This is a genomic window from Aquiflexum sp. TKW24L (genome assembly GCF_023502205.1).
Classification (GTDB): domain Bacteria; phylum Bacteroidota; class Bacteroidia; order Cytophagales; family Cyclobacteriaceae; genus Cognataquiflexum.
Genome location: NZ_JAMFLG010000001.1, coordinates 258,647 through 283,637, shown reverse-complemented (window position 1 = coordinate 283,637; position 24,991 = coordinate 258,647). Strand labels below are relative to the sequence as shown.

12 protein-coding genes are annotated in these 24,991 nt (G+C 42.4%); 11 read left to right on the top strand and 1 reads right to left on the bottom strand.

What is annotated here, in order from left to right:
- Positions 1-100: 100 nt before the first annotated feature.
- The 4 genes from tnpA (M3O96_RS01045) to M3O96_RS01030 all read left to right on the top strand — a co-directional run bounded on the left by tnpA (M3O96_RS01045) (position 101) and on the right by M3O96_RS01030 (position 3,216).
- Positions 101-562 (top strand): IS200/IS605 family transposase, encoded by a 462-nt coding sequence (tnpA, locus tag M3O96_RS01045; RefSeq protein ID WP_249717877.1) that lies wholly within the window; start codon positions 101-103, stop codon positions 560-562.
- Between the two features lie 454 nt (positions 563-1,016).
- Complete coding sequence (gene tnpA / locus M3O96_RS01040; RefSeq protein ID WP_249717877.1) at positions 1,017-1,478, top strand: IS200/IS605 family transposase; 462 nt, start codon at positions 1,017-1,019, stop codon at positions 1,476-1,478.
- Positions 1,479-1,932: 454 nt separating this feature from the next.
- Positions 1,933-2,394 (top strand): IS200/IS605 family transposase, encoded by a 462-nt coding sequence (gene tnpA, locus M3O96_RS01035; RefSeq protein WP_249717877.1) that lies wholly within the window; start codon positions 1,933-1,935, stop codon positions 2,392-2,394.
- 438 nt (positions 2,395-2,832) lie between these two features.
- Positions 2,833-3,216, top strand: coding sequence for an amidase family protein (locus tag M3O96_RS01030; protein WP_502798890.1), 384 nt, complete (start codon positions 2,833-2,835; stop codon positions 3,214-3,216).
- Positions 3,217-3,639: 423 nt separating this feature from the next.
- Here the strand turns inward: M3O96_RS01030 and M3O96_RS01025 are convergent, their stop codons facing one another.
- Positions 3,640-5,640: a copper amine oxidase gene (locus tag M3O96_RS01025; protein WP_249717875.1), complete on the bottom strand. Its 2,001-nt coding sequence runs from the start codon at positions 5,638-5,640 to the stop codon at positions 3,640-3,642.
- Positions 5,641-6,045: 405 nt separating this feature from the next.
- On the opposite strand from M3O96_RS01025, the gene cysQ reads away from it, so the two are divergent.
- From cysQ to M3O96_RS00990, 7 genes are all read left to right on the top strand, one after another.
- On the top strand, positions 6,046-6,825 hold the full coding sequence (gene cysQ, locus M3O96_RS01020) for a 3'(2'),5'-bisphosphate nucleotidase CysQ (protein ID WP_249717871.1): 780 nt from the start codon (positions 6,046-6,048) through the stop codon (positions 6,823-6,825).
- A 282-nt stretch (positions 6,826-7,107) separates the two neighbouring features.
- Positions 7,108-7,632 carry a nuclear transport factor 2 family protein gene (locus M3O96_RS01015; RefSeq protein WP_249717864.1) on the top strand — a complete coding sequence of 175 codons (525 nt, stop codon included), beginning with the start codon at positions 7,108-7,110 and terminating at the stop codon, positions 7,630-7,632.
- A gap of 447 nt (positions 7,633-8,079) precedes the next feature.
- Positions 8,080-8,463 carry a response regulator gene (locus tag M3O96_RS01010; protein ID WP_249717861.1) on the top strand — a complete coding sequence of 128 codons (384 nt, stop codon included), beginning with the start codon at positions 8,080-8,082 and terminating at the stop codon, positions 8,461-8,463.
- A 113-nt stretch (positions 8,464-8,576) separates the two neighbouring features.
- Positions 8,577-9,011 (top strand): nuclear transport factor 2 family protein, encoded by a 435-nt coding sequence (locus tag M3O96_RS01005; RefSeq protein WP_249717858.1) that lies wholly within the window; start codon positions 8,577-8,579, stop codon positions 9,009-9,011.
- Positions 9,008-21,670 (top strand): ATP-binding protein, encoded by a 12,663-nt coding sequence (locus M3O96_RS01000; RefSeq protein ID WP_249717853.1) that lies wholly within the window; start codon positions 9,008-9,010, stop codon positions 21,668-21,670. Before M3O96_RS01005 ends, M3O96_RS01000 begins: the two co-directional genes overlap by 4 nt.
- Before the next feature lie 4 nt (positions 21,671-21,674).
- Positions 21,675-23,822, top strand: a complete 2,148-nt coding sequence (locus M3O96_RS00995) for a sensor histidine kinase (protein ID WP_249717828.1) — start codon at positions 21,675-21,677, stop codon at positions 23,820-23,822.
- On the top strand, positions 23,819-24,979 hold the full coding sequence (locus tag M3O96_RS00990) for an FIST signal transduction protein (protein ID WP_249717822.1): 1,161 nt from the start codon (positions 23,819-23,821) through the stop codon (positions 24,977-24,979). Before M3O96_RS00995 ends, M3O96_RS00990 begins: the two co-directional genes overlap by 4 nt.
- The last annotated feature ends 12 nt before the right edge of the window (positions 24,980-24,991 follow it).

The following is a 24,991-nucleotide window of genomic DNA, read 5'->3' as shown; positions in this document are numbered from 1 at the left end:
TTTAGGGACTTGATATGGGTAGAACAAAAAATTAACCAAACCCCCTCCGTGCCTTTAGGCCTGCCCGTCCGGTAGGCGGGTACGGGATATAATATTTACGATGGCAAATACCTATACACAAATTCATATTCAGGCTGTATTTGCAGTTCAAAATCGAGTTTCTCTAATCCAAAGCAGTTGGAAAGATGAGCTCTATAAATACATCACCGGAGTGGTTCAAAATTATGATCATAAGGTTTTGCAAATTAACGGGATGCCTGACCATGTTCATTTACTGATTGGCCTTAGGCCTACACAAGCATTGGCAGATTTGATGCAAATGGTGAAGGAAGATTCATCCAAATGGATAAATACAAAAGGTTTTGTCAAAGGAAAGTTTTCTTGGCAATCCGGTTATGGAGCTTTCTCTTATTCAAAAAATCAGGTACCTAGGGTAATCAAGTATATTCAGGATCAGGAAATACATCATTCAAAAAGATCTTTTCTTGAAGAATACGAAGAGCTTTTGAAGATTCATGAAATTGAATATGATCCACGGTATATTTTCAAGCCAATTGAATAAATAGATCCTGTACCTAAAGGCACAGAAATGAATATCATCAATATGTTTCTACCGATATAAAGTCCCTAAAGGGACTAAACAAAAGATGAAAGCAGATTTAAATACCATTCTCATTTGATTTTCAATTCAAGGATATAAGGATAATACAATGGATGGATTGATTTGATATAGACCCGGTCCCTATAGGGACAAAATATTGGTAGATAAATTAAACGATTAGCAAATAATCCCTGTCCCTTTAGGGACAGAATATGGGTAGCCCTAAAGAACAAATTATGGGTAGAAAAAATGGAAATATGAAAAATCGTGCCTTTCGGCCTGCCCGTTTTGAAGATGATCTGGGAGAATTGTCCCTTTAGGGACTTGATATGGGTAGAACAAAAAATTAACCAAACCCCCTCCGTGCCTTTAGGCCTGCCCGTCCGGTAGGCGGGTACGGGATATAATATTTACGATGGCAAATACCTATACACAAATTCATATTCAGGCTGTATTTGCAGTTCAAAATCGAGTTTCTCTAATCCAAAGCAGTTGGAAAGATGAGCTCTATAAATACATCACCGGAGTGGTTCAAAATTATGATCATAAGGTTTTGCAAATTAACGGGATGCCTGACCATGTTCATTTACTGATTGGCCTTAGGCCTACACAAGCATTGGCAGATTTGATGCAAATGGTGAAGGAAGATTCATCCAAATGGATAAATACAAAAGGTTTTGTCAAAGGAAAGTTTTCTTGGCAATCCGGTTATGGAGCTTTCTCTTATTCAAAAAATCAGGTACCTAGGGTAATCAAGTATATTCAGGATCAGGAAATACATCATTCAAAAAGATCTTTTCTTGAAGAATACGAAGAGCTTTTGAAGATTCATGAAATTGAATATGATCCACGGTATATTTTCAAGCCAATTGAATAAATAGATCCTGTACCTAAAGGCACAGAAATGAATATCATCAATATGTTTCTACCGATATAAAGTCCCTAAAGGGACTAAACAAAAGATGAAAGCAGATTTAAATACCATTCTCATTTGATTTTCAATTCAAGGATATAAGGATAATACAATGGATGGATTGATTTGATATAGACCCGGTCCCTATAGGGACAAAATATTGGTAGATAAATTAAACGATTAGCAAATAATCCCTGTCCCTTTAGGGACAGAATATGGGTAGCCCTAAAGAACAAATTATGGGTAGAAAAAATGGAAATATGAAAAATCGTGCCTTTCGGCCTGCCCGTTTTGAAGATGATCTGGGAGAATTGTCCCTTTAGGGACTTGATATGGGTAGAACAAAAAATTAACCAAACCCCCTCCGTGCCTTTAGGCCTGCCCGTCCGGTAGGCGGGTACGGGATATAATATTTACGATGGCAAATACCTATACACAAATTCATATTCAGGCTGTATTTGCAGTTCAAAATCGAGTTTCTCTAATCCAAAGCAGTTGGAAAGATGAGCTCTATAAATACATCACCGGAGTGGTTCAAAATTATGATCATAAGGTTTTGCAAATTAACGGGATGCCTGACCATGTTCATTTACTGATTGGCCTTAGGCCTACACAAGCATTGGCAGATTTGATGCAAATGGTGAAGGAAGATTCATCCAAATGGATAAATACAAAAGGTTTTGTCAAAGGAAAGTTTTCTTGGCAATCCGGTTATGGAGCTTTCTCTTATTCAAAAAATCAGGTACCTAGGGTAATCAAGTATATTCAGGATCAGGAAATACATCATTCAAAAAGATCTTTTCTTGAAGAATACGAAGAGCTTTTGAAGATTCATGAAATTGAATATGATCCACGGTATATTTTCAAGCCAATTGAATAAATATATGCTGTACCTAAAGGCACAGATGGTCAAATCTTATTTAATGTTTCTACCCATAGCAGGTCCCTAAAGGGACCGAAAAACGACAGATATTCAAAATATCAGTTTACAGCAATACAACTTTGGGATAGAATAATTGCATCAAAATATCAGTCCCTTTAGGGACAAAATATTGGTAGATAAATTAAACGATTAGCAAATGATCCCGGTCCCTTTAGGGACTGAATATGGGTAGCCTTTTAGGGATAAAATATGGGTAGAAAAAATTGAAAATATAGAAAACCGTGCCTTTAGGCCTGCCCGTTTTGAAGATGATCTGGGAGAATTGTCCCTTTAGGGACTTGATATGGGTAGAACAAAAAATTAACCAAACCCCCTCCGTGCCTTTAGGCCTGCCCGTCCTGTAGGCGGGTACGGAATATAATCAGCAAGTAAGAAATTTCAATACCCTATAGGCCAAAAAAACAATGCGAAAATTCTACCATCCCATGTGGGGATGCTTTTACAGATATCAGAAGGGTTGCTTTTAGGGAGGCCATCGAGAAGAAAATGGATGAACTGCAATTGGATGCCTTGGTATACCCATCATGGAATAATAAACCTGCCAGAATAGCCTTTTTTGAAGAAGAATATAAAGGGGATAACAGTCAGATTATATCTCCCCATACTGGGCAACCAGCCTTCACTGTTCCCATGGGATTTACGGCTGGAAATCTACCTGCGGGCCTGCAATTTTTGGGAAGGATGTTTGATGAAGGAATATTGATCAAACTGACCTATTCCTATGAACAGGCAACCATGCACCGGAAAAGCCCGAATTGAGTCATGGTCAAGACAAAACCATTGACTGAAGTAATTAAAGTTTGTAATAGAATTACTAATTCATATTTCGGGTTTACCCAGACTATAAGACTTTAAAAAAGTAACGTAATGGAGATAACTTTAAATAAGGGATTGAAAGAAGTAAACAAAAATCACCAATCAATATAAACGAGATCAACTGAGTAGATCAGGGGAGGAAAGACGACGGACCGGGCCGGCTCCGGCCTTGTGGGCTGATAGGATTCCGTCGTCTTGATTTTTTTGGTTACTTTTTGTATCAAGACAAAAAGTGACTCTAGGAAATAATCCAATTCATCTTCTCAGAAAGGTTGATATTTAATTTCTTCTTAAAATCACAGTTGGTTAAGTCGGATGGAATATGCATTAGGTTTCGTAATAGAATTGCCAATGCATATTTCGGGTTTAATTACCAGTTGTTGGCAATTTGACCGGGGGCAAACCTAAAACCGGGTTTTTTGACATAAAGCCAAAGGGCATTAAGGTAATCGATACCGTATGTTGATTCATGATTGGCCATTCCTCAGGCCGGACGATGTGATTGACCCCGGCCACATACCAAATGACCACATCGGTATTATCAATGTTCCTGTTTTGCTGCGTCCATGTAGGCAATCCTTCATTTTTCTGGTTGCTGACCGGAAAATCACCCGTAGGATGCATTTCATCAGCCCTATAAGGTGTCGTCCAAAAATGATGATAAAGTGCCCCAGCACGGTTGTAAAGCGAAGAACCAACTTCCGCCAAAGGCACAACACCTGGACTTGGCATAAGCATGTAGGATGACATATGGTTGAATTTATTCTTCACATGATGATTCATGACCATCCACATCCTGCTGCTGGCAGCATTGGCCATGCGTTTGGCTTCAAGCTCATTCTTAAACATATCCATTTTTCCGATAATGGAATTTCCATAGGGATTGTCCGGGCCCTTAGGAACTGCCACCATGTTCATTTCCCCCACGGAATTATGCTGTCCGTCAATATCGAGATCTAGCCGGAAAATGAAAAAGTGCTGATGGTTGTTCGCTTCCACGTGCGGCTCGACGATAGTTCCAAAATAATGCCCCTGATAGGATTCATCAGCACTTCCGGGATCATCCGTTACCCGCTCCACAACCCGAATATGCGCGATACCATTGAGTTCGGTAACGATGACTACCGTACCGTCCTCTTTGAAAATCCATTTAAATCCATAATCATAATTTCCTGCGGTGATGTAATACTTGATTGCGAGATCAGTCGCGCGCCGGGCATGGTTTTGATGCCTCCACAGCACTCCACCAAATTCTTCAAATACAGCAATAGCACTATCCGATACAATAGGTTTGGCAAAATCATCATGCAATACCGCGGGCAGATAAGTGGCGTTTTCCGGAGCGTCAGCACCATAGGTGAGTGGTCTGGCTTTGGTCTGAAATAACCTGAATTCTCCGACATCAAAATAATTGTTTGAGGCATTCAACAAATCAGGAGAACCATAATTCACGATCATTTCTGCAAGTCCGCCCCGATACATGATATAGCGCCACTTCTTTTGCTCTTGGTCAAAGTAGTGCAGGTCATGGATTACCAAACCTTCCCTACTGTGAACGCTGAATCTGAATTTCCAAAGGGGAGAAATGACCTGATTTCCTTCAATGCGGTAATTGACCCCCTCAGGCTGTGTAATCAGCACTTGTTTGGGAGCGGTCATGTCAATTTTGATGGAATCTCCCTCGAAATAGCCCACCTTCACAGGTTCTGACCAGCCACCTCCAGTATCCACTACCTTCAGAACTTTTTTGTCTGTTATATCCACAAAGGCATAAATCCCTCCAATTGGCACTCGGTTAAACTGCTTGTTTTTGTAGGCAGGAGAAATAATCAGTTCCCTATTGCCCAATGGAGCAAGTCCAAGATCAGCGGCAAAATTCCCATGGCTTGCTTTCACCGAATCTGGGTTTATGCCTCTTTTGGTAAGTGCAGCTATCCATTCAGCATTATTTTTCACAATTTCGGAAGAAACAGAATCTGCTTTGAAAGCACCTGTAGGTTGTTTTCCTTCAATCTTTTCGAAAGACAGTAATTTTTGTTGCTTTAAGTCAATAACTGCTTTTCCCAAGGCATTTGCAGGATAATCATACACATAGGCAAATGCTTCACGCCTGAAATCATCTCCTGGTTTATATGCCAACACCTCACTTTTGGGGGGTTCTTGTATGTTGATGATACTGTATAAACTGCTGCTGTCATTTCTGACCTTATTTTCTTTCAATAAAACCTGTTTGACAATCTTAATCTCATTGGTGTCAAGCGGGTCCAAGGGATGCCTAAATTGCATGACCGAAGACTGAGAAAATAAATCCCCACTGATGAGAAGGAAAAGGCAACTAGTAAGATAAAAGGAGGATTTCTTTCTCATTTGTTTGATGTTATTGATTGGAGATGGTTTTTTCTAATTTAAGTAAATTAGCAACTTTATTTTAATATAATCAAAATGGAAAAATAAAATTTGTTGAATTAGAAAAATATCTATTTAAAATTTTTAATTTCAAAATTCGTTGGGAAAGTTTTTGATATCGTTCGGACAATAAATGCATGCTTTCGTCCCTGTTTGAGTTACTTTGGATAATATTCAGGAGGTTAGAAAACTGACAGTTATTTTAACACTAACTCATTTTACTCAGTAATGTCGCCAGTGTGGGAAACGACCTTTCCATAATAATCATCTTGATTCAGGTCCCAAACCTAGCCGTCAACCATTCAACCTAGCAGTTAGAAAGACATAAATCTATTCTTTTAAAAATTTTCAGTAACATTATCACTCATGAGTAAGCAAAATATATCTGTTTCAGTTTTGACCCAATTGGCAAAAACAGCAGCACAGAAAGCAGGGGAGAGAATTTTAAATGTTTATCATTCAGGTCAAATCGGATTGACATCAAAAGAGGACAACTCACCATTGACTTTGGCAGATCAGGAGGCGCACGATGAAATCGTTTACCATTTGGACCAAACTGGTTTGCCGATATTGTCTGAAGAAGGAAGTTCAGTACCCTATGAAATCAGAAAAGATTGGGAATATTTTTGGTTGTTAGATCCACTTGATGGAACCAAGGAATTTGTCAAAAGGAATGGTGAGTTTACCATCAATATCGCATTGATACATCAGGGAGAGCCGATCATAGGCGTAGTTTATGCCCCGGTATTGGATTGCATCTATTGGGGAAACGGCGAAATCGGAGCGTGGAAGCAAGAAGGAAGAGAAGAACCAATAAAATTGGATGAGGTGACCGGTGCCACCATCAAAACCATTGTTGCGAGCAGGTCCCATATGAATCCGGAAACAGCCGATTTCATCGCAAAATACCCTGATGCGGAAGTAGTCAGTATGGGTTCCTCTTTGAAATTTATGCTCATAGCGGAAAATAAGGCCCAACTTTATCCTCGGTTTGGTCCAACGATGGAATGGGATACAGCCGCAGCGCACGCAGTGGTCATGGCAATGGGAGGGAAGGTTTTGACGATGAAAGGACAGACTTCCCTAACCTACAACAAGCCTAATTTGCTGAACCCGGATTTTTTGGTTCAGGGTTTTGGTGGCTGATGATTTTCTGTATTTTTTTGATTTGCCTTAATTCCATTTTTTGATTTGGTGAATGCTTTCAATGCCCGTTGAATCGGTCTTCAGGCACATTTGACCTATGATAATTCATTATTAGCAAAAAAGCGGATAACTTTTTTAGATGGGCTCTGAAAACTATTTCCGTACGTTGGGACAGTAAAACAGGTCGTTCGTCCTACTTTGTTTTTAGTATCTTTTAATTATCAGTTAATTAGTGAATGGGATTAAAAGTGATTCCAAATAACCAATCTAATCAATCTTTTTATGAAAATTTTAAAAGCAAGTATGGCTTTGGTATTGTTAATGATGCTGATGCCTTTGATTTCAAACGCACAGGATCCAGTTACAACTTTGGAATTTCCCAATGCGGCAAAAGCCTTAGAGGTGGTACAAAAATACACCAAGGCACTTCAGGCCGGGGATGTAGCAGCCATGAATGCCCAATTGGCACCTGGTGCGATGATTTATGGTTTGGGCGGGGGCTTAGACTCCCTTACAGTAACTCAGCATAGGGAGTATTTCACCACTAGCACCAACCAATACAAACACACACTTACAAGCGAACTTTATCTGCCTGTCAAAGTCACCAACAATTGGAACGAAGGTGAATGGGTTTTGTCATGGGGCACCAATACCATCCAAGATAAAAAAACAGGTAAAACCATTCCAGTTCCTTACCATACGGCCGGAAGGGTAGAGAATGGTAAGATTGTATTTATGCGCTATTGGTATGACATGTGGAATATTATGGAAACTCAGGGTTTTGAAGTGAAGCCACCTTCCAATTGATTTTAACCCGATTAAATTTTTATTGAACTTAAAGGCATTTGGAATTCATATTCCAAATGCCATTTTTTTAGCCCATCAACCAAATTACTAAAAAGTGAATCAATGGGAGGGTGTTTTTACTTGGGGAAATATTTGGATGCTTTGGGACAATAAAACCACCTGTTCGTCCTGATTTTGATTTGATTTCCCCATAATTTTTTAATTTGAAATATTACCGAATTGGTTTAGGAAAAACAAGCTTATGGCTAAATGGCAAAAATCAAAATATAGGTATTTAACAATCGGAAATTCCCTAAACCTAATAATTGTTTAGTAGTAAAAAGGAGATCACGAAAGTACTGGGATATTAGGAATTTTTACCTAAAATAATGATATTCAATAGGTAATTACAAAAGTAAAAATTTGGAGTACAAACGAAAGTAAAATTAAATCTAACCAATTATGCCAATGAAATTTTTAATCGTAGATGATGAAAAAGATGTGGAGATTTTGTTCCGCCAAAAACTCCGCAAAGAGGTCCGTGAGGGATTGTTTGAGCTTGAATTCGCCTTTTCGGGAAAGCAGGCATTAGAAGTTTTGAGAAGCCATCAGCCACCGGAGGTCATGTATATTTTCTCGGATATCAATATGCCCGGCATGACAGGGTTGGAGCTTTTGGATTGTGTTAAGAAGGAATTTCCCCAGATTCAGGTCAGCATGATATCGGCCTATGGTGATAGTGAAAACCATGACCGCGCCATGAATTCAGGGGCTAAGGAATTTTTTACCAAACCCGTAGATTTTGATTCACTTAAAGCGGAATTGATGGAAATATTGTCAGCACCTAAGTAAAAAAGAATACCTAATAGAAAGTTTCCCATCTTTTTATTAAAAGTCAGCATACCAATCGACAAATGGTAAATAATTGACCTTTGTCGAGGCTTTATATTACCCAAAAACCCAATATGAAGAAATACAATAATAGCCGGGAATCCGGAGCCTTGAAGGTCTATGAGTTGTACTGGGACAGTTATTTAAAAGGAGACTTGGAAGCTTTTGAATCAACTTTGGGGGATACTTTTGAAATGATAGGGAGTTCCGAATCTGAAGTCTGCCATACCAAAGATGATGGAATAGAATTTTTTAAAGCCCAGATGCATGAAGTAGTCGGAAAAACAGAAATGAGAAACCGACAGATTGATGTCCTACCGGTGGAAAATCTGATGCTGGTCAATGAACAATGCAAAATCTATGTACTTGTTGCCTCAGACCTGCCTGCCGATAGGCAGGATTGGAATTTCTATTCAAAAATCAGGATTTCCACTTGGCTTAGAGAGACTGAAGAAGGAAAGGGAAGTGAGTTTATAATTCAAATACCAATCAATACCAACAACCGATGAAAGTAACACCAGCGCTAAAACAAGAATTGGCTCAATGGCTTGATACCTATTGGACCACCTATCTCAAAGGTGATATTGAAACCTGGGCCACTTTTCTTCGGGATGATTATCGAAATATAGGAGGCACTAAGGAAGAGATTTGGAATAGCAAGCAGGAAATTATTGACTATACCTACAGGATTCTGGATCAGATGCTTGGGACAGCCGAGATTCGCAATCGCGAGATTGAGGTGATCCCATATGGCGAATACATGATGGTGAATGAATTCACAGATCTCTATGTAAAAATAGAGGGAGAATGGACATTTTATGGCCCTTTTCGAATGTCATCCCTTCTGGAGAAAACCGATACCGGCTGGATTGCCTTGCATCAACATGGCTCCTACCCTGATATGAAAGCAATGGAAGGCGAGGCTTTTTCAATTGATGCTGTAAAAGCAGAAAATGCCAAGCTGCTGGAAGCGGTAAAAAGCAGGACTCTTCAATTGGAGATCGAAGCGGCTCTTGAGAAAGTGCGTGCAGTAGCGATGGGTATGAAAAAACCCGAGGATATGCTGGATGTCTGCCGCATCATTTCCGATCAATTGCAACAGTTTGGAGTGGATAAAATCCGAAATGTTCAGCTTGCGATAATAGACGAAAATATAGGTCAGTACCTCTGTTATCAATATTTTACTCCTTATGACAAAACAGCCGTAGAAAAAACAGAATACCTTAAAAGCCCTGTAGAACATGGCATGGTCAGGCAAATGCTGGCCTCAAGGGACGGGTATTTTATCGGCGGATTGAGCGGTAGTGAACTCGAAGAATTTCGCGCACACCGAAAAGAAGAAAACCATTTTCCCGATCCATTTTTGGATAAAGCCACCGAATTAGATTATTGCTTTTTATCAATTGGAGAAGGCGGACTTGGGCTCACCTTGTACCAACCAATGGCTGAGGATGTTTTGACTTTGTTCAAGCGTTTTCATCAGGTGTTTTCACTCGCTTACCAGCGGTTTCGGGATATCCAAAAAGCAGAAGCGCAGGCGAGGGAAGCACAGATTGAGGTGGCAGTGGAACGTGTTCGTGCCCAATCTATGGCGATGCACCATCCAGATGACCTGGATAAGGTTAACAAAGAAATACTGACTCAACTGAACTCACTTCAGATTCAAGGACTTTCAGGTGTCACTTTTTATCTGGTCGATCAGGATGGATGGGTGAAAGCGTGGGATTTTTCAAGTCCGGGAAATATAGGAAACCAGAAAAGTTATACCCTTCAATTCGATTTCAAAAAGTATGAAATGATGGGATACCCCTTTAAAATCTTCCAGCAAACTGACCTGAACTACTTGGTTGCTGATTACCCCCTTGAAAAACTAGAGCGAGCTGTTTTTGAGTTAGAAGAAATTAATCCTGAAGTGGCCACCGTTGTTAAAGAAGCTTTAGCAAAGGGGATATTAACCCATCAATGGAGTGCTTGCACCAGAATCACGGATGGACTGCTGGCTATCGATCTGGTAAGCCCTCCCTCTGAGGATACCAAAACCATCGTATTGAAAATCGCAGGGGCTTTCAATCAGGCTTATCAACGATTTCTGGACCTTCAAAAAGCCGAAGCACAGGCAAGAGAAGCACAGATTGAGGCGTCATTGGAACGTACCCGTACTCAAAGTATGCTGATGCAGCATTCGGATGAAATCAAATCCATTTCAAATATATTTCATGAGCAGCTGCTCCTCTTGGGAATCCCTTCTGAATTCTCCTATGTTTGGCTTCCGGATGAAGCCAGTCAATCCCATCAATTTTGGGCCAGTTGGTCTGAAAAAAATAAAGGAGGAAACACCCTTCAAAGCAAGCAGGTTACCTACCCCCTCGACAAAACCGAACCCTATACCGCGGCATGCTATGCCGCTTGGGCCCATCCTGATGTGATCCTGGAAGAATTTATTCCTCCTTCGGATATTGCCGGGTTTTTTGAAGTTTGGCAAGAGCTATTGGCAGGTGCCACGAAACTGAAAGCTGACTTTTTCCCGGAAGGGATTTATTATTCGGAAGCTTATATGCGCTATGGCTGTTTTGGGATCAATATCCGCCGTAAACTTTCGGAAGAAGAAAAGAATATTCTAAAACGGTTTTCTATTGAATTTGAAAGAGCATACACTCGATTTCTGGACCTTCAAAAAGCCGAAGCGCAAGCAAGAGAAGCACAAATAGAGGCAGCACTGGAAAGAGTCCGTGCTCAGACCATGGCCATGCATAGCAGCGAGGACGTGGGGAAATGTGTCGTCAAGATGTTCTCTGAACTCACGGCCCTCGGAGTGGATGAAGGTACCCGATTTGGGATCGGCATCCTGAATCATGACAACGAAAACAACCAGCTTTGGACGGCCCGCAAAAATGGGGAGGAAGTCAACATGCATATCGGCAACATCGATATGGCCTCGCACCCTTTGCTGAAAAGTGCCCGCAAGGCTTGGAAAGAGCAGAATCCCCTCCACAAGTATGTTTTGGAAGGGGAGGATTTGCTGAATTACTACCAAATGCTCAATAATGCTCCTGACTACAAAATTCAGATCCCGTTAGAGAAATTACCCAAAAAAGAAATCCAACACTGTTTCATTTTCGAGCATGGATTTTTTTATGCCTTCAGTCCCCGTGAATTTCAACCCGATCTAATTCATATCACAAAACGATTCAGTTCGCTTTTTGAACAAACCTACCGAAGATACCTGGATTTGGTAAGAGCTGAAGGACAAGCAAGGGAAGCAGAAATCGAATTGGCCCTGGAACGGGTAAGGGCAAGGACCATGGCCATGCACCATACCGAAGAACTCAACGAAGTCATTCAGGTGGTGTTCGACCAATTTTTGGGTTTGAATATCCATGTCGAACATGCCGGATTTATCCTGGACTATAAGGAAAAGGAAGACATGCATATCTGGCTGGCAACCCTCCAACAAGGGGTGCCAAGGGAGATCACCCTTCCCTATTTTGATTCGCCGCATTGGAACAGTTACCTCGAAGCAAAAGCCAGGCAAGAATCTTTCTTTGCCAACCTGCTTCCCTTTGAAGTAAAAAACAAATTTTACAAGGTTCTATTCGAGTGGATTCCGGAATTGACGGAAGAAGCGCAGCAAGCCATTTTCAGAAAACCGGCACTTGCCATCTCCACCGTATTGCTGGACAATGTAGGATTGTATGTTGAGCATTATTCAATGACTCCCTATACAGCCCAAGAGAATGCGATTCTGATGCGCTTCGGAAAAGTATTCCAACAGACCTATACCCGCTTCCTAGACCTTCAAAAGGCAGAAGCGCAGGCAAGGGAATCGCAGATTGAAGCTGCGTTAGAGAGGGTGCGTAGCCAGGCGATGGCCATGCATTCTTCCCATGAATTAAAGGACGTTGCCCGTGAATTGAGAACCCAAATGGGAAAACTAGGACAAAGAAATCTAGAGACTTGTGCCATCCATCTCTATGAAGAATCACCTACTTATTTTCATTCGTGGGCAGCAGTAAGACCACCACAATTCGAGGGAGAGATTATTGAGTCTGAGGTCTTACTTCCAAAGGATGGGGGGCAGCTTGTTGATGAAATGCTTAATGCTTATTTCTCAAAACAAAAAGAATATGTGATTTTAGTCAATGGAGCTAAGGCTGTTGAATGGTTTGCGCTTTTAAAGTCGTATTATCCTGAGGTAGTGGACTTGATAATTGAGTCAAGAGACATTGAAGAAAAAAATAGAGAACAAGAAAATGGTTTTTATTTTTCATTTGCAGATTTTTCCGGCGGTTCTTTGGTAATGGTAACCTATACTACACCTGATGATGAATCAAGGTCGCTGTTGGGAAGATTCGCCAATGTGTTCGGAATTGCCTACCGAAGATTTTCTGACCTCCAAAAAGCCGAAGCACAAGCTAGGGAGTCCCAAATCCAATTGTCACTCGAGCGAATCAGAGCCAAGGCCATGGCCATGCTGCACAGTGATGAGCTCAGTGATTTTCTTACGGTTGTTTTCGAGCAATTTGATATCCTAAACTTAGGCCCTGTCAATTGTCATCTCTCTCTTTTTGATCTGGATAATAATCGAATCACTTTCCGTCTGACCGGTTTAAAGGGAGCAACATTGATTGCCACCCAGGAAATAGATCTGGACGCTTCACCTTTATGGAAACAAAAGCTAGAAGATTGGAAATCAGGAAACTTTAAAGATGTGGATGTACTCTACACTCCATTCGAAAACCTTCTGGAGATAGCCGAAATTTTCAAAGAAATATTGAGTAAACTACCCGAAGATGATCTCCCTCTACCCGAGGACTACCCTAATGGTCAATATGCCATTGATGGATATTGCAAATATGGTTATTTAGGCTATAGCGCCAGCAGACCGCCATCGGAAGAGGAAAAGGAGATTACCAGACGAATTGCCAATGAGTTCGGCAACGTGTACCAGCGATTCCTTGACCTCCAAAAAGCCGAGGCACAGTCAAAGGAATCACAGATTCAACTAGCCTTGGAGAGAGTGCGAGCAAGAACTATGGCCATGCAACATAGTGATGAGTTAGCCGAATCAGCATTTGTTCTTTTCCAGCAACTTCAGATTCTGGGATTAGTCCATGAGCGAATCAATATTGGGGTGGTCAAAGAAGAGAGCAAAACAATTGATTTCTGGATCACCGAGCAGGGCGGCAATCAGATCAATACCCGGTTTACCGGCAGAATCGATGAGCCTACCACCCTTTCTAAGATGTATCATGGTTGGAAAAACAATCAAAAACTGATGGTTATAGACCAAACAGGTGAGGATTTATCGAATTGGTTGAAATACTTGAAGAAAGAAATCGGGATACCTTTTGATCCTGCATTTATACATAACCGTCGCGTTCAGACGGTAGGGTTCTTTTCAAAAGGAATGCTGGTATTGACGACTCCAGAACCTTTGCCGGACGAACATCTACAGCTTCTGGAAAAGTTCGCCGGAGTATTTGATTTGACCTACACGCGTTTCAGCGATTTGAAACAAGCCGAAGCCCAGGCAAGGGAAGCGCAGATAGAAGCTGCGCTTGAAAGAGTAAGAAGCAAAACCATGGGCATGCAGCGAAGTGAGCAACTGGGAGAAACTGCTTCACTGCTGTTTAAACAATTCGATGACCTGGGTATCAATGTCTGGTCAAGTGGTTTTCAAATCTGGAATGCTGACGACATCTCATCAACTGCGTGGATGAGTTCCGCAGGTGGAGAAGTCCAGTCTACCGGGTTAAGGTTACCCCATACTGAAGATCCCTATTTCATCAATATATATAAGGCCAGGCGCAATCCTGATCGTTTTTTCGTGATGGAATCCAAAGGCAAAGAACTGGAAGACACCTACCGGTATATGTTTAATATTCCTGAATGGAAAAAAGCCTTTGGTGATATTGAAGCTTCCGGATTTCCGATACCAAAATATCAGATAACGCACAGTGTTTATTTCACACATGGCTACCTGATGTTAATTACCCATGAATCCTATCCGGAATATTGGGATATTTTCAAGCGTTTCGGTAAAGTATTTGACCAGACCTACACCCGATTCCTTGACTTGCAAAGAGCGGAAGCTCAGGCGAGAGAAGCGCAGATTGAAGCTGCACTGGAAAAAGTAAGGAGCCGGTCGCTGGCAATGCATAAAAGTAGTGAATTGAATGAGGTAGTAAAGGTGTTATTTGAAAAAACATCGGAACTACAGGTGCCATCTACTGCGGTAGGAATTCAGACTTTTATAGAAGGTTCTAAAGATATGATGGTATTTGTGTGTGGCGACGTGGGTACCGGCATAGTGGTTAATCAGTATGTATTACCCTATTTTGATCATCCTATCGTACATGATTACCTCAATGCACATAATAAGAAGTTGGAGTCTTTTGTTGGCAGCTACTCGAAAAAAGAGAAGGACAGCTTTTACGATGTTGTATTAAAGCTACCCGAGTTGATCGAATTACCGACTGAGGTTAAAACCATGATATGCAACAGTGATTTTTACGAAGTCACTATAGTGCCGGCAGAAAGATCACTGATCGCGGTGAATGATTTTCAGGGAAATCCTTTATCCGAAAGCCATGTAGACATTTTAAAAAGATTCGCTAAAGTTTTCGATCAAACTTACACCCGCTTCCTCGACCTCCAAAAAGCCGAAGCACAGGCAAGGGAAGCACAGATTGAAGCGGGATTGGAACGGGTACGTTCCAAAAGTTTGGCAATGCATAAAACTGCTGAATTACAAAGTGTGATCCATACAGTTCACCAAGAGTTGCTTAATCTATATTTATCAATTTCTGGCGGATCTTTTATAGTTATCAACAGTGAAATTGATAATGAAATCCATTGCTGGGGCTCAGGTGGCACGGCAGAAACTTCGGATGAAGTTCACATACCTCGATTTGAGAAGCCGTTTTATACCCATCTCTTAGAAAGGATAAAAAGCGGTGCGGGATTTTTCACCGAGGAATACACCCGAGAAGAAAAAATAGAATTTTTCACCTTTTTATTTCAGCACCAGCCTTGGTCAAAGCTGGGTGCAAAAGAGAAAAAAGAAACTCTTTTAGCCCCGGGAGGATATACCCGATCTTGTGCTGTTTCTAAGCATACAAGTATTTTTATTATCAACCACTTTGGAGAAAAATTTTCTGAGTCAGAGAATGCTATTCTCATAAGGTTCGGTAAAGTTTTCGAACAAACCTATGCCCGTTTTCTTGACCTGCAAAAAGCTGAAGCGCAGGCAAGGGAAGCACAAATAGAACTCTCCCTCGAGCGGATCCGGTCCCAGGTGACTGCCATGCAGGAGTCATCGGATTTGCTCGATATCGTAGTGACCATGCGTACTGAATTTGTAAAACTTGGTCATGAAGCCCATTACTTCTGGCACATGCGCTGGCTGCCTGAGAGATATGATAAAGCAATGACTTCCGGTGATGGTACGAAGATTGGTATGGTAATGACTTTGCCCCGCCACATCCACGGAGATATACCGTTAGTTGCAGATTGGGAAAAGACGAAGGAGCCTACTGTTGTGCTTGCGATGGAAGTAGAAACGGCTGTGGATTATGTTCACAAAATGATTACCCTTGGTGATTTTGAACAGGTGGATCCGCAAGCGCCTACGCTGGATGATATTCGGCATATTGGCGGCCTCACTTTTGTAATGGCACGAACCACACACGGGGAAATCGGTTACAGCCTGCCGGGCGTAGTGACAGACCCACCTAAAAATGCGGTAGATACCTTGATCCGTTTTGCCGGAGTCTTCGATTTGGCCTATAAGCGTTTTGAAGATTTGAAATCCGCAGAGCGGCAACACCGTGAAGCACAAATTCAATTGGCATTGGAAAGGGTGCGAGCACGAAGCCTCGCCATGCACCGAAGTGAGGAATTAGCGGATCTTTCGATGGAGTTGGTCAAGCAGGTGCAGACTTTGGGTATGGAAAGCTGGTTTTGTGCATTTAACATTTACGATGATGACCCCCGAGGGTCTGTGGAATGGGGAAGCAATGGTCAGGGTACTTTTCCCAAATACAGAACTCCACGGGAAGGTGTATTTCTGCGGTATTTTGAAGCTGGACAAAGAGGAGAAATTCTATTGGTTAATGAAATTGGGGAAGATGAGTGCCCTGCGCATTATGAATACCTGTGTAGCTTGCCCGGGGTAGGAGAACAGTTGCTTCAGATGAAGGCTGCCGGAATCCCATTTCCAACCTCACAGATTGACCATGTTGCATTTTTCAAATATGGGTATGTCCTATTTATCACCTATGAACCTGCTCCTGAATCATATGATATTTTCAAGCGTTTCGCCAATGTTTTTGAGCAATCCTATACCCGCTTCCTAGACCTTCAAAAGGCAGAAGCGCAGGCAAAAGAAGCACAGATAGAAACCGCCCTCGAAAGAGTCAGAAGCAGAACCATGGCTATGCAAAGCAGTGCCGAATTGGGAGCTGTGGCTGCAGAATTGTTTGCACAGATGAATCAACTGGTGACCAACCTGTGGACCTGCGGATTTGTGCTGTGCGAAAAAGACCGGGATGAAGATGAATGGTGGCTAAGTATGGACGGAGACTTTACCCGTGGTTTTTTCCTGCCCAATGTTGGCGATTACGCGCATGCCACTTTGTATGAGGGATGGCTGAAGAGTGAAGCATTTAGGGCTGTGCAATTAGATGGTGAATCACTTCAGCAACATTATGACTGGCTGATGGAAATTCCTGTTTCACGCACAATATTTGAAGAAATGGATGCTGCAGGTCTTTCACGCCCCGATTGGCAAAAACTTCATGCTGCTTATTTTTCAAAGGGATATCTGGTACTTATTACAAGAGAATTCTGTGGTGAAGAAGAGACATTCAAACGCTTTGCTCAGGTATTTGACCAAACCTATACCCGCTTCCTCGATCTCCAAAAAGCCGAAGCGCAAACAAGGGAGTCACAAATCCAATTGTCGCTCGAACGGATAAGGGCGAAGGCAATGTCCATGCAGCACAGCGATGAACTCAGTGATTTCCTTACCGTTTTATTTGAACAATTTGAGGTCCTCGACCTACGCCCCGTAAACTGCATTCTGTCTCTTTTCGATATTGAAAATAACCGAAGTACTTTCCGGATGACTGGTAAAAAGGGATCAACTTTGATTGCCTCACAGGAAATAGACCTCGATGCTTCACCTGTATGGAAACAAAAGGTAGAAAACTGGAAATCCGGCCATCCCAACGATGTGGATGTACTCTATATTCCTTACGAAAACCTCCCCGAGATAGCAGAAATTTTCAAAGAAATACTGGAAAAACTACCGGAAGATGAACGACCTCTACCAGTAGACTACCCGAATGGTGAATACATCATTGATGGATATTGTAAATATGGTTACTTAGGCTATGCTGCAAGCGGACCGCCATCGGAAGAGGAAAAGGAGATTACCAGACGTATTGCCCATGAATTCGGCAACGTGTACCAGCGATTCCTCGATCTCGAAAAAGCCGAAGCTCAAGCGAGGGAATCGCAAATTCAACTAGCCATGGAGAGAGTGCGCGCAAGAACCATGGCAATGCAACACAGCAGTGAATTGGGAGAAACGTCTGCGCTATTGTTTCAGCAGATACAAAACTTAGGTGTGCCACCATGGAGTTGTGGGTTTAATATATGGGAGCAGGGTGATACCGTTTTCACTTCCTACATGGGTAGTCCCGATGGCGCTATTTTGGATGGGTTTAAAATTCCGCTAACCGAAGAGGCCACATTTATTCATTTTCAGGAATCAAGGGATAGGGGCGACAAGCTTTTTGTAGATGTATTGGAGGGAGAAACCCTGGAAGCACACTACCGGTATTTTCTGTCGCTTCCGGAAATCAAAAAAGCCTTTGAAAAAAGAGCTCAGGCTGGTGAGCACCACCCTACTTTTCAAATAAACCACCTCGCAAATTTCTCTCACGGCAACCTCCTGTTCATTACATATGAGCCTTGCCCGGAAGCACATGATATTTTTATTCGATTCGCCCAAGTTTTCGAACAAACCTATATCCGCTTCCTTGATCTCCAAAAAGCCGAAGCACAGGCAAGGGAAGCGCAGATTGAAAATGCATTGGAGAAAGTCCGATCACGAACCATGGCCATGCAGACTAGCGATGAATTGACAGATGTTGCAGGTCTGTTATTCAATCAGGTTAGTGCCTTGGGTATTAAAACATGGACCACAGGCTTTAATGTTTGGAGCGAGGACAATAACTCCTACGTGGACTATTTAAGTCTTAATGGAGAAATTTATGGGCCTAATACCGTCCACACAGAAAAGGCTGAGGCATTAAAGGAACTCAGTAATGCCAGGAAAAGCGGGGTAGAATTTGATGTCCTGTATGTGGAGGGAGAAAAAATCAAACAATTGTACCTGGCAATTAGCGGGATTGATGAGAAAGAGTATGATATAATGGTAAAGGATGGGCTCCTCCCTTCTCAGCAGTATGAACATTTTGTGTTTGGCGCCAAAGTTAGCGTGATGTTTATTACTTATGAACCGGTGCCGGAAGCCCATGATATTTTTAAGCGACTCGGTAAAGTTTTTGAACAAACCTACACCCGCTTTCTAGATCTCCAAAGAGCAGAAGCACAGGCAAGAGAAGCAAAAATCGAAACTTCTCTAGAAAAAGTCAGATCCCGCACCATGGGAATGCAAAGCAGTGAGGAACTCCCTGAAGTAGCAAATCTCCTTTTTACAGAAGTGAGAGCACTCGGAATCCATGCTTGGAGTTGTGGGTACAATATTCTCGCAGAGGATAAGAAAACGGCAACCTGCTGCATGAGTAGCGAAGGAACCATTCAAACGCCATTTCAGCTTCGCCTTTGGGGAGAAAATTCATTCGATGAAATGGGTGAATTCGTCCTGAGTGATCATACAATGTTGGTTCAGGAACTTGGCGATAAAGCGTTGGAGGAGCACTATGCCCACATGAAATCCTTCCCGGACCTGAAGCCCACTTTTGACGAAATTGACAGGCTCGGGCTTTCGCTGCCCACCTATCAGATCAACCACCTCTGCAAATTCACCCAAGGATTTATTCTGTTTATCACCTATGAAAAGGTGCCCGAATCACATGCCATTTTCAAACGATTCACCAATGTTTTTGACCAGACCTACACGCGTTTTCTGGATCTGAAAAAAGCAGAAGCCCAAGCAAGGGAAGCGCAAATAGCAAATGCATTGGAAAAAGTGCGTTCTCGCTCTTTGGCTATGCAAAGTCCAGATGAACTGATCGATGTAGCCCAACTGCTCCGAGAGGAAATGGGCGCATTGGGAGTAGAAGAATTGGAAACCAGTTCCATCTACATTCAGGATGAAAGCAGCAGATTGACCCAATGTTGGTTTACTATAAAAAATCCCGATAACCCTGATAAAGCGATTACCGACCAAATGACCCTTGACCTTCAGGACACTTGGGTGGGCCGAAAGATGGATGAATTTGTCCGCTCCAAAGCGGAACAAACTTCCATCCTGATGCAGGGTGAGCAAAGGATAGAATGGATCCGATATTGTGAAGAAAAATCCGACCTGTTTGGAACCAGTAATTTTTATGGAGAGACTATTCCTGATCGCACCTATCATTTGTATAAATTTTCCAATGGCTACATCGGTGCCGCTGCTCCCGGAGAGATTTCAACAGAAAGTTGGGAACTATTAAAAAGGGCCACGGCCGTATTTTCATTTGCTTACACCCGTTTCAGGGATTTGCAGATGGCCCAATCCAGTGCCCGGGCCGCCATGCGACAGGCTTCATTGGATCGGGTCCGAGCAGATATTTCATCCATGCGCAATGCTGATGACCTCGGCAGAATTACCCCACTGGTATTCAATGAACTGACCACCTTAGGCATTCCCTTTATCCGATGCGGGGTATTTATTGTGCATGAGAATAGAAGTAACGTGGAAATTTACCTGTCCACGCCTGAAGGAAAGTCATTGGCTGTGATGACACTTCCATTTTCTGCCAATGAAATGACCTCCAAATCGGTAGAGGCCTGGAAAAAAGGTGAAGTCTATGTCCAACATTGGAATCAAACCGATTTCATCAATTGGGGTAAATCCATGCAGGAACAAGGATATGTCAAAGACCTCAAAACTTATCAAGGTGCTGAAGCTGCACCGGAGTCACTCCACCTGCACTTTGTGCCTTTTGCCCAAGGGTTACTGTATGTAGGCTCAACCATAAGTCTGTCCGATGAGCAGATTGATCTGGTAAAAGCTTTAGCCAAATCATTTGCCATAGCCTACGCGAGATATGAGGATTTTGTGAAACTGGAAAAGGCCAAAGCCGAAGTAGAATCGGCGATGAGCGAACTCAAAGCCACCCAATCCCAACTCGTACAGCAAGAAAAACTTGCTTCCCTCGGTCAACTCACTGCCGGCATCGCCCATGAGATCAAGAACCCCCTGAATTTTGTCAATAACTTCTCGGAGGTGTCTATTGAGTTGGTAGAAGAAGCTTTGGAAGAGTTCGAGAAACGAGAAGCGAGAGACGAGACATTGATTCGGGAAAATCTGGAAGATATCAAGTTGAACCTCCAAAAAGTCCACCAGCACGGTTCAAGGGCCAACGGTATTGTGACTTCCATGCTGCAGCATTCCAGAGGGGGAACGGGCAAAAAAGAAGCTACAGACCTCAACGCCCTGATCCAAGAGTATGTCAACCTGAGTTTTCACGGAATGCGGGCAGGAAAGAATCCGATCAATGTAGAGATAGTTTTGGATTTAGACCCTGATTTAAAGGAAGTTTCTCTGATCAAAGAAGACTTTTCCAGAGTAATCATCAACCTGTGTAACAATGCTTTTGATGCGATGAGGAGCAAAACCAATTCTGAATTCATTCCCGATAGCTATCGGGATCATAATTCTGAATTATATCACCCCAAACTCACAGTATGCACCAAAGCTGAAAAAGATATCATCCTCATCGAAGTAGCGGACAATGGACCCGGCATCCCTGACGACATTAAAGACAAAATCCTGCAGCCTTTCTTCACTACCAAAAAAGGGACCGAGGGTACCGGGCTTGGGCTCAGTATTACCCATGATATTGTGAAGGCACATGGGGGCAGTCTCTCCATAGAATCAAACCCCAATGGCACAATTTTCACCATTTCTATCCCCACTAATTCATGAGCTGATGAAATCCTTCCCCGCACTCCTTTTTTTGATTCTCTGCTTGAGTTGTTTTACGGTTCATGCGCAGGATGGGCGTCTACCTGCCCCTGTTTCCGTCACCATCGACTCCTACAAATCCATACAGGAATTGCCCCAACCTAGCTGGGTAATCAAAGAAGGAGACACTCCCTTATCCATTCAGGATATTCTGAACGGGGACATTAAGGACGGAGAGGTATTGAAGGTCCGTCCGGATGAAAAAGTTATCAAGCACTTTGAAAAGTATTGGTTTCCCATTGAATTTAAAAGTCAGGTGGATCTCCACAACTGGCTGCTGCATGTTGAGAATTTTCCTTATTCAGGATTCGGTTGGAACAATAATTTTTCGGAAATCCAGTCCTACGGGGTACAGGATGGAAGCCTTATAAGTTCAGGAATTACCGGATATTTTGTCCCGGCCTCCAAAAGGGATTTTAAGAGCCGGCACACCCAATCCTTGCTGAATCTCAACCTGTCATCTGGAAGCACCTTGACTCTTTGGGTGCATATCAGTAAAAACTACCTCATAACGTCTTCTTTTCCCCAATTGACTATCTATGATCCTTTTGTTGCCTTTCCAGGTCTTCCTCTGGGTGGGGATGGTTCATTTTGGCTCGGCATTTTTTTAGTGACCTGGATCCTGTCATTGGTCATTTATCTTTATTTAAGGGACAGAACTTCGATGTGGTTTGTAATTTTTGTTACAGCTCTCTTCGTGGATACCCTATCAAATATCCCAACTGATCCCCTGACTTCACTTCTTTACCCTGAAAATCCCGTAAATGGTCTCTATGTTGGCCTTGGAACCTCCGTGCTTATGATGGTTTTTCTGCTTCAATTCGCCAGGGTATTTATCGATCTGCCAATAAAATACCGCAAATTGGATAAGGTTATGTACCCATCTGTATGGTTCTTTCTTTTTTCGCATATTGTTTTGTTTTACTTATTTTTTTATTATAAAAATTCTGATTTTACTACGGTTTTCATGATAATATATGGAATTACCTTTCTTGGATCAGGAATAATCTATGTGTTTTTAAAGGATTCTCTTTCAAAGATTATAGGTCTGGCATTGTTGCTGTTTGTCATTCCAAACCTGATTCCCCTTCCTTTCGGAGAAAACTATATTATTGTAGGGCTGCTATTAACTGTGACCATCGGAGTGGGTTATCGGATAAAGATGCTTTTTCAGGAACGCATCCATGCCGAAAAGGAAAAGAAGGAGCTTTTATTGCACCAGAATACCCTTTTAGAAAAACAGGTGGCTGATCGCACGGCTGAGCTTAGCAATTCTTTGACCGACCTCAAAGCCACCCAATCCCAACTCGTGCAGCAAGAAAAACTTGCTTCCCTCGGTCAACTCACCGCCGGCATCGCCCACGAGATTAAGAACCCACTCAATTTTGTCAACAACTTCTCGGAAGTTTCCATTGAGATTATTGGAGAAACCTTGGAAGAGTTCGAGAAGCGAGAAGAGAGAGACGAGACATTGATTCGGGAAAATCTGGAAGATATCAAATCAAACCTCCAAAAAGTCCATGAACATGGATCGCGTGCCAATGGTATTGTGACCTCGATGCTACAGCATTCGAGAGGAGGATCGGGCCAAAAAGAACCTACTGATTTGAATGCCCTGATCCAAGAGTATGTCAACTTAAGTTTCCATGGCATGAGGGCTGGAAAAAACCCCATCGATGTGGAAATTATCTTGGATTTGGACCCTGAAGTAAAAGAAGTATCCCTAGTCAAAGAGGACTTTACGAGGGTGGTGATCAACCTGTGTAACAATGCTTTTGATGCGATGAGGGAGAAGGTTTTGAAGACACAAGACACAAGACACAAGACACAAGATGGGGATTCTGGTAATGTTCGGTACAATCCGAAATTAATGGTGTCTACAATGCTTGAAAAGGGTCGGGTTCGGATATCACTTGAGGATAATGGACCCGGCATCCCTGACGACATCAAGGACAAAATCCTGCAGCCCTTTTTCACCACCAAAAAAGGAACAGAAGGAACGGGACTTGGGCTGAGTATTACCCATGATATTGTGAAGGCACATGGGGGTGAATTGGAAATCGAAAGTTATGTCAATAAGGGCACAAAATTTATAATAAACCTGAGCAAATGAAAGCAAAATCAATCCAAGGAAAAACACCTTCAGAAATACAAAAAGCATTGGAGGAAATCATAAGTGATGCCAGCCAGCCCAATGACCAGGGTTTCAAACCGACCCTTGCCATCATTATGATAAGCAATATGGACGATGCGGAACCTCTTCGCGCTATTTGTGAGAATCAGGGCATTACAATCTTCGGGGTCACTGCACCACAAAACTTTACGGATCAGGGAATTACAGACAGTGATATTGTTGTGATGCTTCTGGATATTAAACCGGAGAACTTCAAAATAGTGTTGAACGATTACGAAGGATCGTCTGCTTATGAAGCCGGGTATAATGCAGGTATAACTGGGAAAAGCGCTTTTAAGAATCCGGGCTTCATCATTTCACCATTGGATTTCAGAATTTCCTATGATGGGCTCATCAAAGGATTGACGGATGCGGCAGGCCAGGATATTTTGATCGCGGGTGGCGGTAGTGGTGATCCGGCTGACTTTACAGGAATCCTTTTCACCAATGATGTATCAAGTAAGGGAGGATTACTTGCACTCATTCTGGATCAGGACAAGGTTGCGATGAGCGGCCTGGCTGTTTCAGGATGGAAGCCGGTAGGGACAAGCAAAAAAATCACGAAATGTGAAGGCACTTGGGCGCTCACCATTGACCATGAACCGGCGATGCATGTCATTCAAAGATTCTTAGGTAATGATATAGTAAGGGATAATCCAGAAGGAAGTGGATTTATTCCAACAGACCTGGGCTATCCATTACAGTTTGAGAGGGCATCAGGAAATGCCATTATGAAGCCTGCGCTGTTTTTTAATCCTGCCGACAAATCCGTCATGATTGCAGGTGGTGTAAATGAAGGAGATCAATTCCGTTTTTCCCTGCCACCGGATTTTGATGTGATTGACAAAGTGTTGGAAAGCACCAGAATCAGTAAAGAAAAGGAGATGCCGGATGCCGATGTGTTGTTGGTTTTTTCATGTGTAGGAAGATTAGGAACGTTCGGCCCTTTGATCTCCACAGAAATAGAAGGTCTGGCATCCACCTGGGGCAAGCCCATGATAGGCTATTTCTCTTTGGGTGAATTTGGAAAACTGGATGAAGGCCGCTGTGAATTTCAGGGTACAACGGTAAGCTGGGTAGCATTGAAAGAGAAATAATATTATAAAAAA